This window comes from Altererythrobacter sp. KTW20L (assembly GCF_023501975.1).
Classification (GTDB): Bacteria; Pseudomonadota; Alphaproteobacteria; order Sphingomonadales; family Sphingomonadaceae; genus Alteraurantiacibacter.
This window is the reverse complement of the sequence record NZ_JAMFLH010000012.1, coordinates 118307-130261: the sequence shown is the minus strand read 5'-3', so window position 1 is coordinate 130261 and position 11955 is coordinate 118307. Positions and strand designations below refer to the sequence as shown.

The 11955-nt window shown below is 62.7% G+C and carries 12 protein-coding genes; 7 read left to right on the top strand and 5 right to left on the bottom strand.

What is annotated here, in order from left to right; all coding sequences use genetic code 11:
- Positions 1-46: 46 nt before the first annotated feature.
- Positions 47-691 carry a hypothetical protein gene (locus M3P36_RS13090; protein WP_249704130.1) on the bottom strand — a complete coding sequence of 215 codons (645 nt, stop codon included), beginning with the start codon at positions 689-691 and terminating at the stop codon, positions 47-49.
- 219 nt (positions 692-910) lie between these two features.
- Between M3P36_RS13090 and M3P36_RS13085 the strand changes: the two genes are divergently transcribed.
- The 6 genes from M3P36_RS13085 (at position 911) to M3P36_RS13060 (ending at position 6361) form a co-directional block, all read left to right on the top strand.
- A complete protein-coding gene (locus tag M3P36_RS13085; RefSeq protein WP_283773479.1) occupies positions 911-2434 on the top strand; it encodes a pilus assembly protein TadG-related protein in 1524 nt (507 codons plus the stop codon).
- Entirely contained in the window at positions 2431-2895 is a 465-nt protein-coding gene (locus M3P36_RS13080) for a TadE/TadG family type IV pilus assembly protein (RefSeq protein ID WP_249704129.1), read from the top strand. Before M3P36_RS13085 ends, M3P36_RS13080 begins: the two co-directional genes overlap by 4 nt.
- Complete coding sequence (locus M3P36_RS13075) at positions 2895-3350, top strand: TadE/TadG family type IV pilus assembly protein (RefSeq protein ID WP_249704128.1); 456 nt, start codon at positions 2895-2897, stop codon at positions 3348-3350. Before M3P36_RS13080 ends, M3P36_RS13075 begins: the two co-directional genes overlap by 1 nt.
- Before the next feature lie 88 nt (positions 3351-3438).
- A complete protein-coding gene (locus M3P36_RS13070; protein ID WP_249704127.1) occupies positions 3439-5067 on the top strand; it encodes a Tad domain-containing protein in 1629 nt (542 codons plus the stop codon).
- Complete coding sequence (locus tag M3P36_RS13065) at positions 5067-5666, top strand: TadE/TadG family type IV pilus assembly protein (protein WP_249704126.1); 600 nt, start codon at positions 5067-5069, stop codon at positions 5664-5666. Before M3P36_RS13070 ends, M3P36_RS13065 begins: the two co-directional genes overlap by 1 nt.
- Positions 5666-6361: a TadE/TadG family type IV pilus assembly protein gene (locus M3P36_RS13060; protein WP_249704125.1), complete on the top strand. Its 696-nt coding sequence runs from the start codon at positions 5666-5668 to the stop codon at positions 6359-6361. Before M3P36_RS13065 ends, M3P36_RS13060 begins: the two co-directional genes overlap by 1 nt.
- 18 nt (positions 6362-6379) lie before the next feature.
- Here the strand turns inward: M3P36_RS13060 and M3P36_RS13055 are convergent, their stop codons facing one another.
- The 3 genes from M3P36_RS13055 to M3P36_RS13045 form a co-directional block, all read right to left on the bottom strand.
- A complete protein-coding gene (locus M3P36_RS13055) occupies positions 6380-7750 on the bottom strand; it encodes a pyruvate dehydrogenase complex E1 component subunit beta (protein WP_249704124.1) in 1371 nt (456 codons plus the stop codon).
- 1 nt (position 7751) lies between these two features.
- Positions 7752-8828 (bottom strand): pyruvate dehydrogenase (acetyl-transferring) E1 component subunit alpha, encoded by a 1077-nt coding sequence (gene pdhA, locus M3P36_RS13050; protein WP_249704152.1) that lies wholly within the window; start codon positions 8826-8828, stop codon positions 7752-7754.
- Positions 8829-9019: 191 nt separating this feature from the next.
- Complete coding sequence (locus M3P36_RS13045; protein WP_249704123.1) at positions 9020-9328, bottom strand: septum formation initiator; 309 nt, start codon at positions 9326-9328, stop codon at positions 9020-9022.
- Positions 9329-9479: 151 nt separating this feature from the next.
- Between M3P36_RS13045 and M3P36_RS13040 the strand changes: the two genes are divergently transcribed.
- Positions 9480-10145 (top strand): hypothetical protein, encoded by a 666-nt coding sequence (locus M3P36_RS13040; protein ID WP_249704122.1) that lies wholly within the window; start codon positions 9480-9482, stop codon positions 10143-10145.
- 37 nt (positions 10146-10182) lie between these two features.
- Here M3P36_RS13040 and M3P36_RS13035 read toward each other — a convergent pair whose 3' ends face one another.
- A complete protein-coding gene (locus tag M3P36_RS13035; RefSeq protein ID WP_249704121.1) occupies positions 10183-11529 on the bottom strand; it encodes a MarR family winged helix-turn-helix transcriptional regulator in 1347 nt (448 codons plus the stop codon).
- Positions 11530-11955 lie beyond the last annotated feature (426 nt).

Below are 11955 nucleotides of genomic sequence, written 5' to 3'. Positions count from 1 at the left end.
TGGCGAATCCCCCCTGCCCGGCAATAATTACCCGTCCGACAACGGTTTAACGCCCGAACAGCCCGATCCGCAAGGCGACAAGTCCGGCACCCGGCCCATCGAGCATGTCGCTGCTGTCCCGTTCGATCGCGCGCCGGGCCAGCCTGTGCAGCACGGCCAGCGGTCGTAGGGCCCGGGGCAAGCGGACAGCGCGGCTGGGCCCGGTCAGAACCAGCCTGCGCGCCGCCCCGGCCTCTCCCTCCTTCCCGAGATGCATGGCGAGGTCCGCCAACGCCCATTCGCGGGCCACTTGCCCGGCAGCACTGGCCTGATCTGCGGGAGCCAGTGCCTGCCACGCTGCGGCGCGACCCGCCGCGAATTCCTCGATTCCAGACAGGGTAAGCTCATCGGCCAGCAAGGCTTCCCAGCCATCGACCAGAGGGGCGAGGGTGGCAAGTGGTGCGGGCCACCGGCGCAGGGCCTCCAGCAGCGGCTCCCCGGCAGGCCAAGCATCAGGGTGTTCCCCTAGCCGTTCGCGCCACCAGGCCAGCTTGATCTGCGCGATCACCGGCTCCCCACCCTGTCGCAGGATCGTGGCCAGGCGATGATCGAGCATGAGCAGGGCCAGTTCATTGCCCCGCGCGCGGGCAGGGGCATAGGACAGGGCCAGTCGCTGGACGAGCGGCAAGTCGCAAGGATCGAGTTCGGTCATCTGGTCAGCGCCATCGCCCCTTGCAGACCCTGCGGTCAAGCCCGCAAACCCCGCCCAAAAGGTTAACAACGGTTAACCGCCCTTCTCAACGCTCGCGCAACCACGCCAGTCGTAGTTCTGGTAAGAAGTTCAAAAGATCCATGAATGGACGGCGCGATGATCGGGAAAATAAGACGCAAAATCATTGGCATGGCTGGATGCAACAGTGGTAATGCCACTTTGCTCGTGGCCCTTGGTGCGCCTGTCCTGATTGGCGGGGCCGGCATCGGCGTCGATCTCGCCCAGTGGTACATGTGGAAGCGCGAGCTGCAGTTTGCGGTGGACCAGGCAGCCGTGGCCGGAGCATGGGCCATGGCTATTGATGATACACAGAACGTCTATGTCACCCGCGCCCAGCAGGAATTCGAAGCCAACCTTTCGGCGACCGAGGATTTTTCTGCCGCGCCCGTGGTTCAGCTGGCGAACTATGCCGGCGGGGTGGCCAATTCCGTGGTCGTGACCGCTTCGGCCAGCCGCGAGCTGCCCTTCTCCAGCTTTATCACCGGCTCGGCCGCGTCGATTACTGCCTATGCCCAGGCGAGCTTCGATGCAGGGACCACGTTTACCTCGTGCCTGATTGCGATCGACGACGACGAGGACGGTGCCATAACTATCGGCGGCAACGCCAGCCTCACTGCCGGGTGTGGAATGGCTGCTCTTTCCACTGACGCCAATTCCGTGCGCGCCAACGGGAATCCCACCGTCAGTGCCGGCTGGATCCTTTCAGCCGGAGGAGTGGATGACTGGTTCAAGAACAACACCGACGACACGATCCTTGAAAACCTGTCCGGCCTGTTCGATCCGTTCGAGAACCTCAGCCCGCCCAACCCTGTGGAATCGCAGGTCAACCGCGAGTACTCCTGCTCCAGCACATCGGGCACGACGACGGCCAACGTCTCGACCACCAGCACAATGACCTATGCCTATTTCCGCGGGTCGAACACCAACAACGCCACCTATTACACCTACGGCGCCCCCAAGCAGAACTCCACGTCCACCAGCAACGCCACCGGGCAGATTGTCAGCAACAATACCCAGGAAGGAACCACGAGCAGCACGTCGGTGGCCTGGACGCATGTTTCGGGCAATGGCCAGAACAGGATCTGGGAACGGCGTTCCACCACGATCAACACCACCTACAGCAACGTTGCTACGACTGGCGGAACCGATGCGGGCAGTGTCCTGCCCGGAACATACAGCGACATTTTCATCCGGTGCGATTCGTCTTTCGCCCCGGGCGTGTACATCATCGATGGCGGCGGGGTGGACATCACCAGCCAGCACGAAGTGACCGGCAACAACATCATGTTCGTGCTGAAGAACGGGGCCTACATGAAGATCCGTGGGGGATCGCGCATCAGTCTGACTGCCATCCAGGCATCCGATCTTATCGCTCGCGGCGTGCCGGCTGAACAGGCCAGCAAGCTGGCCGGCATGCTGGTGTTCGAGGATCGCGAAAGCGAAGGCACCAGCAAAAATGACATCAACGGCAATGCGCAGACGGTGCTCAACGGGACGCTCTATTTCCCGAGCAGCAACGTGACCTTCTCAGGCACGGCCAGGGTGACCAGCCAGTGCCTGATGATCGCGGCCAACACGATCACTCTGCAGGGCACCACCGACATGTCCACCTTCTGCCCCGCCAATTCGCAGGAAGACACGATCGTGGGCAATATCGGCGCCCGCGTGCGGCTGGTGGCATGATCCGGCGCGCACTCCTCAATGCCCGCCGCCTCGCCGGCCAGTGCGAAGGGACGATGGCAATCGAGACCGCGATCGTGGCACCGGTCCTGATCGTGCTGGCGATCGGCGGGTTCGAGGTCAGCTCGATCGTGGCGCGGCAGACCGAACTGCAAAGCGCAGCGGCCGAAGCTGCCGCTGTGGTCCGCGCCGCACTTCCCGAGACGGCCCAGGCCCGCACGGCGATCCGCGATATCTTGGTGACATCCACCGGCCTCACTACCGATCAGGTCACCGTGGCCGAGGTGTTCCGCTGCGGCACGGACGAAAGCTATGTCGCGAGCAAGGAGCTGTGCGGCGAAAGCGACCACGTCAATACCTACATCGAGGTAGCGATGTCCGATACATATCAGCCGCTGTGGACACACTTCGGTGTGGGCGGACCGATGGATTTCAGCGTCTCGCGCACGATCCAGGTCGCGTGATGATGAGGCAACTGTTCAGGCGGCTGCAGAGCCAGGATCGCGGATCGGCGATGGTGGAATTCGCGCTGATCGCGCCGATCCTGCTAGTCATGGTTTTTGGCGTCCTCCAGGCCGCCTTCGCAGTCCACAATTACAATGCCTTGCGCAACCTGTCGGCTGATGCCGCGCGCTATGCGGTCATCGCCCACCAGTCGGGCAACAACCTCAGCACAACGCAAATCCGCACTTTTGCCGTGAACCATGCGCGAGGGGCACCATACCTGCTGTCTGGCGAGCGTGTGAACGCCGTGGTCACCACGCCCGAAGTCCAGCGGATCGAAGGCGCGATCGAGATGCAGATTACCGTGACCTACCAGATCGACAGCCTGCTCGCCTTCGCCGGCATCGAGATGCCCTTTATCACCTTTACGCGCCCGATCTTTGTGACCGACAATTCGATTCCGCTGCCAATGTGATCCAGCGGGCAAGCGCTGCGCTGCCCGATCCCAAAAGTGTAACCAAATTAACCAAGCCTGTTGGCGATACCCTTACGTCCGCAGGGTTATGGCTCTCACCATGACCGTGGTTCCGTCCATCCCTGGCTTCCCCAAGCAAGACGCAGCGCAAGGCTGCCTGCGCCGGCTGGCGAGCAATGAGGCGGGCAACGTCATCATCATCGCGGCGGCCTCGCTGTTCCCCTTGCTGGCACTGATCGGCAGCGGAATCGATATGGGGCGGGGCTATCTCGCCGAGACCCGGTTGCAGCAGGCCTGCGATGCCGGAACGCTTGCCGCGCGCAAGCGGCTGGGCACCTCGGTAGCGGTGAACGGCGTGATTCCCGATACCGTGGCCGACACCGGCCAGCGCTTCTTCAACATCAATTTCCGCGACGGATCGCACGGCAGCGTCGCCCGCAACTTCGTGATGACGCTGGAAAATGACCTGTCGATCTCCGGGGTAGCCACGGCACAGGTGCCGACCACGATCATGGGCGCTTTCGGGTTCGACATGCTCCAGGTAAGCGCCAGCTGCTCGGCCCAGATCACCATGGCCAATACCGACATCATGATGGTGCTCGACACCACAGGTTCGATGCTGTGGACCAATCCCGACGATACCGAGCCGCGGATCGCGGCCCTTCGCTCCACGGTAAAAAGCTTCCACGCGCAGATGGAGGGCAACAAGCCCCCCGGCACGCGCATCCGCTATGGCTTCCTGCCCTATTCCACCAACGTCAACGTCGGGCACCTGTTGCGCGACGAATGGCTGGTGGACGAGTGGGAGTACAATTACCGGGTGCGGCAGAACAACATCCAGTGGCGCTATTCCAGGATGACGCTAGACCTCGCCTTCCTCGGAACGGCCAATACGGTCCAGGTTCCGATGGGTGGCTCACCCTCTGCTCCCACCAATGTCACCGCCAGATACCGCGGCTGTGTGGAGGAACGCGACACCTACGAGATCACCGACTATGGCAACGTCGATCTTTCGCGTGCGCTAGACCTCGATCTCGACCGGGTACCCAACCCGAACGATCCGGCCACCCAGTGGCGCCCGATGCTCAACGAGCTGAGCTATGTCCGCGAGATCCGGACCAACGGCTGGGGCGGTTTCAGCCGCCCGCAGATCATCACCGGGACCGAGTTCGTCAACGCCAACAGCTGGGGTTACAGCGCCTGCCCTTCCCCCGCCCATCAACTGGCCGAAATGACTGCCGAACAGGTGGCCACCTATGTCGATGGCATGGTCGTCCAGGGCAGCACCTATCACGATATCGGCATGATCTGGGGCGGCCGCCTGCTATCGCCGACCGGCCTGTTCGCCGCGCAGAATGCCGACCAGCCAGGCCGGGTGACCACCCGCCACATGATCTACCTGACCGACGGCGAGACCGCGCCGCTTGATGTGTCCTATGGCTCTTACGGCATCGAACCGCTGGACCAGCGGCGCTGGTCGCCCACTTCGATCATGTCCCTGACCCAGACGGTAGAAAACCGCTTCAGCTTTGCCTGCGCCGAAGTGAAGAAGCGCAACATCCAGGTCTGGGTTATCAGCTTTGGCACAGGTGCCAACCCGGTCATGCAGACCTGCGCGGGCCAGGAACGCTATTTCGTGGCCGATGACGCTGCTTCGCTTGAGGCAACGTTCAGCACAATCGCCCGGCGCATGGGCGAATTGCGGATCGTGCGCTGATGGCCGGGCTCCGCTCCATCTTTCTGCGCAAGGTCATGCGCGACAGGCGCGGCGCGGCACTGGTCGAATTCGCCCTGGTCGCGCCCGTCTTCATCCTGGCGCTGATCGGCCTGTTCGACCTGTCGTACAACATCTACACTGCTTCCCTTCTCGAAGGCGCAATCCAGAAGGCAGCCCGCGATTCCACGATCGAGGGCGCCGACCTGTCCGAGGCCCAGATCGATGCGCGGGTCACCGAAGTTGTCCATAACATCGTGCCAAGTGGTACGGTCGAGTTCGAGCGTAAGGCCTATACCAATTTCGCCGATGTCGCCCGGCCCGAAGACTTCACCGATTCCAACGGCGATGGCGTTTGCAACGATGGCGAGCCGTTCGAGGACGTGAACGGCAACGGGATGTGGGACGAAGACCGCGGCAAAGACGGCATGGGCGGCGCGCGCGATGCCGTGCTCTACGTAGTCACGGTCACCTATGACCGGCAGTTCCCCCTGCACAAGTTCATCGGCGTGCCGAGCGAGGTTTCCTCGGTCGCGCGTACGGTGCTGCGCAACCAGCCCTTCCGGATGCAGAACACCGAAGTGACGGTGGGGCAATGCTAATGCTGCGCTCCATCCGTAACCGCCTGCGTCGGCTTGCACCAGATAACACCGGCCTCGCCGCGACCGAATTCGCCCTGGTGGCGCCGGTGTTGCTCGGCCTGGGGTTGATGGGCCTGGAACTGGCGAACCGGGCCATTGTGCAGATGCAGATCAACCAGCTGGCAGTCCACATCGCCGACAACGCCTCGCGCATCGGTGAACAGTCCCAGCTGGAAAACCGCCAGATCTTCGAAGGCGATATCCAGGACCTGTTCTATGGCGCCGAGATCCAGGCCGGCAGCCGCCTCGATCTCTATGGCCGCGGACGAATCATCATCAGCAGCCTCGAAGTGGTGCCCGGCACCGAAGACGAACAATATATCCACTGGCAGCGCTGCATGGGAGCAAAGGACCACGTGTCCACCTATGGCATCGAGGGTGATGGCCTGGACAGCGCCTTTCCCGGCATGGGCCCTCCTGGCGAGGAAGTGATCGCCTTTGCCAACGAAGCGGTGATGTTCGTCGAGATCGCCTACGATTACGATCCGCTGATCGGCAATCCCTATGGTATTCCGGGCGAGATCCGCACCACGGCCAGCTTCACCGTGCGCGATGATCGCGACCTGACGCAGATATACCAGCGCGATGCCGACGATCCCGAATCGGTAGCCCATTGCGGCACCTTCGGCACCACTGCATACAGCGCTGCCCCGTAGGGCACGCCAAAGGTCCAATCAGTCCTTGTAACAGACCTTGCGGGCCGCGCTGACGATGCGCGCGGCATCGATCAATGCCAGCTTCTCGAGGTTGGCGGCATAAGGTAGCGGCACGTCCTCGTTGCACACCCGCATGACCGGGGCATCGAGCAGGTCGAAGCCCTGTTCCATGCAAACCGCAATCACTTCGGACGCAATCGAGCAGGCAGGCCAGCCTTCTTCGGCCACCACCAGGCGGTTGGTCTTGGCGAGGCTTTCGAGCACAGTCTGGGTATCCAGCGGGCGCAGGGTGCGCAGGTCGATCACTTCGGCATCAATGCCTTCTTCCGCCAGCTTTTCAGCAGCTTCGAGCGCGAATTTCACACCGATGCTGTAAGATACGATGGTAACATCGGCGCCTTCGCGCATGATCCGTGCCTTGCCGATGGGCAGCACGTGATCGTCCAGCTGGGCCACATCGAAGCTGTTGCCATAGACCAGCTCGTTTTCCAGAAAGACCACCGGATCGTCGCTGCGGATCGCCGCTTTCAGCAGGCCCTTGGCATCGGACGCGTCATAGGGCGCGATAACGATCAGGCCCGGAACGCTGGCGTACCACGGGCCATAGTTCTGGCTGTGCTGCGCGCCCACCCGGCTTGCGGCTCCGTTCGGCCCGCGGAACACCACCGGACAGCGCATCTGGCCGCCCGACATGTAATTGGTCTTGGCTGCCGAATTGATGATGTGGTCGATGGCCTGCATGGCGAAGTTGAAAGTCATGAATTCGACGATCGGCCTCAGCCCGCCCATCGCCGCGCCGGTGCCGATACCGGCAAAGCCGTATTCGGTAATCGGCGTGTCGATCACGCGCTTGGGGCCGAATTCCTCCAGCAGGCCCTGGGTCACCTTATAGGCACCCTGGTATTCGGCCACTTCCTCGCCGATCACAAAGACCCGGTCGTCGCGGCTCATTTCCTCGGCCATGGCATCGCGCAGGGCTTCGCGCACGGACAGCTTGTGCATGTTGGTGCCGGCGGGCACTTCCGGGTCCGCAGCGCGCTCGGCAGATTTCGGGCGCTCGGGGGCGGATGCGGCAGAAGTCTCTGTTTTGGCTTCAGGTTCTGCTGCTGCCGGAGCGGCTGCCTCGGCGGACGGAGCGGCTTCCTCGCCCTCGCCGTTCAGCACTGCAATGACTGTGCCGACCTTCACGTTCTCGGAGCCTTCGGGCACCAGGATCTTGCCCACGGTGCCTTCGTCGATGGATTCGAATTCCATCGTCGCCTTGTCGGTCTCGATCTCGGCCAGCACGTCACCTGCGGACACGCTGTCACCTTCCTTGACCAGCCACTTGGCCAGCGTGCCTTCCTCCATCGTAGGGGAGAGCGCGGGCATCTTCAGTTCGATCGCCATCTCAGTATTTCCCCACCAGCACGTCGGTATAAAGCTCGCCCACTTCGGGTTCGGGCGATTTCTCGGCGAATTCCGCCGCTTCGGTCACGGTGGCGCGGATGGCTTTCTCGATGTCCTTAAGCTTGTCCTCGTCCACTCCCATGGCGAGCAGTTCGGCCTTGGCCATCTCGATCGGATCGCTCTTCTCGCGCACGCCCTGCACTTCCTCGCGGGTGCGGTACTTGGCCGGGTCGGACATCGAGTGGCCGCGATAGCGGTAGGTGTTCAATTCCATCAGCACGGGGCCATTTCCGCCGCGCACATGGTCAATCGCGATGCGGGCGGCCTGGTGCACTTCCAGCACGTCCATCCCGTTCACTTCCATGCCGGGAATGCGGAAAGCCGTGCCACGGCGGTAGAATTCCGTCTCGGCACTCGACCGCTTGACGCTGGTGCCCATGGCGTACTGGTTGTTTTCCACCACGAAAATGATCGGCAGATTCCACAGCGAGGCCATGTTCATCGTCTCGTAGACCTGGCCCTGGTTCGCCGCGCCATCGCCAAAATAGGCCATGCACAGCCCGCCATCCTCACGATACTTGTGGGCAAAGGCCAGCCCGCCGCCGAGCGAGACCTGCGCCCCGACGATGCCGTGGCCACCGTAGAACGCGTGCTCGGTGGAAAACATGTGCATGGAGCCACCCTTGCCGCGACTGATCCCGGCTTCGCGCCCGGTCAGTTCGGCCATGATCAGGCGCGGATCGATGCCATAGGCCAGCATGTGGCCATGGTCGCGATAGCCGGTGATTACGCTGTCCTTGCCTTCTTCCAGCGCGCTTTGCAGGCCGACAGCAACGGCTTCCTGGCCGATGTAGAGGTGGCAGAAACCGCCGATCAGTCCCAGGCCATAAAGCTGGCCGGCCCGTTCCTCGAAACGACGGATGAGCAGCATGGTCTGGTAAAAGCCAAGTAGCTCTTCCTCGCTCGCCTTGTAGCGGCGATCCTTGTCAAAGGCGTCCTGCAGGCTGCGCAGTTCGAAACCGTCGTCTGCACTGGCACTTGCCGAAGCGTTCTTCGATTCCGCCTTGGGAGCGGATATCCGCACGGCCTTACCGGCGGAAGATGTTGAATTTCTGGCCAAAACAACCTGTCCCTTTGTGCGCCGAATGGGGGGCGGCGGCGCTTGCAATCCTGCCTATAGGCAAATCGGACAAGCGCTGGCAACGCCCCACGTCACCATTGAACCGATATGGTTATAATGGTTCATAGCAGGTGCCAAAACTGCCGCAATCAGGGTTGGGTTTCGAGATCGATCACATATTCGTCGCGATGGACGACGTTGAGATTCTGCCTCACCAGTTCGCTGGCGAAATCGGGGTCGACATGATCCGGGTCGAGCAGGTCGTTGCGGTTTTCCAGCACTGCTCGCTCGTCCTGCAGGACAGCCAACTGTTCCTGCCGCGCATCGAGAAGCGCACTTTGTTCGCCCCACGACAACAGGCCATAGGGCCCGACCAGCGCAAGACCGCCCAGCACCAAGAGACAGCCCAGGGCCAGCAACTGGATCCGTTTTTCGCGCTTGCCTGATGGTGCGTTCATAACCTGACAGAATCACACTTGGGTCCGCGATTCAAGCACTTTGGCGGGGGAGCGGAGATTAATCCACAGGGCGCGCCCCGTCTTATCGCGGCCAATGAGCCCGGATGCAGCGCAAAACTTGCGTTCAGCCCATGGCAACCCTCTTGCGCACATGGCCCTGCGGGGCCACTGTGGCTGCGTCGAGAGGGAGTTTCTACCAGTCATGATCGCGTATCGCGCCGCCCTAGTCCTGTCCGCAGCAGCCTCGCTTGGCGCGCTGGCCCTGCCCGCCCAGGCGCAAATTGCCGACGACGTAGTGCTCAACATCCTGCGCGAGTGCGCCCGGATCGACGATCCGACGGCCCGTCTCGGCTGCTTTGACAACAATATCCGCAACGCCGGCCCTGCCCGAAACACGATCCCGGGGGAGGTCCGCGCGCAAGGCGGCGGGGCGGTGCTCAATCCGCGCGGCGGCAGCGTGGCCGACTTCGGGGCAGAGGATGTTCGCGGCAACCAAAGCGCGGCGGCACCGCGTGCAGGTGACGGCGTGGCCGACTTTGGCGGCGAGGACATTCGCACTCCGGAACGCTTCAACTCGACGCCCCCCGGCGAAACTCAGGAAATCACCGCCCGCGTCACCGAGGTTTCGCAGCGTGAGCCCGGTATTTATTTGATCACGCTGGACAGCGGCGCGCAATGGCAATTCACCAGCAGCGTCAGTTCGACCTACACCCCTCCTCGCAGTGGTTCGACCGTCGAAATCCGCCGCGCTGCGCTCGGAAGCTTCATGCTGCGGTTCAATAACCAGCCACCGGTGCGCGTCCGCCGCGTGCGTTAAGACACGCGCGCGACCCGCCGATCAGGCTCGGCCCCGCTCAAGCTTGGCCCAGTTCCTCGAACGCCCGCTCGCGTTCGAGTTGGACCACAGCATTACGCCTGATCTTGTCGAACGTGGCGAGGAAGCTGTCGCGTTCGGCTTGCGATAGCGGTGACAGCAGGAAAGCGCTGCGCTGGCGGCTGGCATCCTGAATGACCTGGTACAGTTCCTCCCCCGCTTCGGTCGGCGCAAAACACCCGTTGCGCCGGCCCGGCTTGCCCTCGCGCAGCACCAGCCCGCGTTGGACCAGCGCATTGACAGTGCGCCCAGCCTGGCTGTGATCGCGGTCAAGCCGGTCCACCAGGTCATTCCATTCGATGGGAGGAGCCATGCCTATTTCGTTGAGGACCCATGCTTCAAAGTTCGACAGCCCGGTCAGCCGCTTGAACATCAGCGAGCCGCTGCGGCTGAAGTAGGAGCTCAGCGTCATCAGCGGTGAAATGATCCGCGACCGGTCGAGCACGATCCGCTCGCCCGACCGGCTTTCGCTTTCGACCGCAGCGCCGGGACGGGGAAATTCGGCCGCTTCCGGCTGCTGGCCGTTCCGCCGCTCCTGGTCATAGAGCAGCACCGCCTGGTCGAGCAGCTTCTCGATCACCGCGAAGAAGGCCTCCAGCTCTTCGTCCCCGATGTCGAAGGTCAGTTCGCGGTTGCGCAGGTCGGCCAGACGAAGCAGCCGTTCGGAATGCGACTGCCCCTTGCGGGTGAGCCGCAGCGGCGAACGCAACTGCTCGCGCTCGACCATCTTGATTTCGAGCAGGCGCTTGACCGACCGACTGACCTGGGCCTTGTCCACGCCGACCGCGCTGGAAATATCGGCCGGCACCAGCGGGCCGACATTGTGCAGCAGGAACAGGATGCGCCTGTCGAGCTCGATGAGGTCGAGTTCCCGCGCATAGGCCATCTCGGCGCTCTCGCGCACCTTGTAGAGCAATTGCCACAGGTCGCTCTGGATTACCGAGGGCGAGCGGGCCTGGCCGTCTGCCGTCCCGTCAGCCTCGGGCTCCAGCGCATTGAGGATGATATGAAGGCGCGACACGAATTCGGGTGGCTGTTCGCGCTGGCCGAGCCCCGGCGCGATAACCGGGTATTCGCCGGCCTCGGTCGTGGCGGACCCGATCGTATAGGCCTCCACGATACGCACGGCCTCCAGCGCCATCGGCCCGAGCGCCTTGGTGACCATCGCGCGGGCTGCGGGATCGACGCAGATCGTGCCCTTGGGGTCGCGATCGCCGCCCAGGATCGACAGGCGCAGGGCCACGGCATGTTCGACCATCAGGCGCCGCCACGGAGCCGGACTGCCGGGCGTAACACCCTGCACCCCGGGCTTTTTCGTCTCTGTCATCAGGCTTCGGCCTCCCCCTTTTGCCTGCTTCCGGCGGCGCATTGCCTTTGCGCCATGATCACGTTTCCGAGGCTTGGCGCAACGACGGACCAAGTCAACCACAAGATTTTTCGGGGCGGAAGTTGGGCGAGCGATGCAGGTTGGCAACACTGGTCCGCCACGTCGGGTCACGCCGGAGCCTTAGGCATTGAAATTATTACCATAATCGTGGACCAAGTTTCCGTCGCAACCTATCCTGGCAGTCCTTGCGATACCCCAATCCCTTGCGCGGGACGTGACGCAACGAAGTTTCCCGCAATTGCTCCGGCAAGCGCACTAGACACTGTCAACGGCAGGCAATATGCAAGGATTCGTGCGGTTTCCTCCCGATTCAGAAGGGGGCTACTGCAGGGGGAGAGAGCCTAGAACAGTTCGGTCATGAGGGCC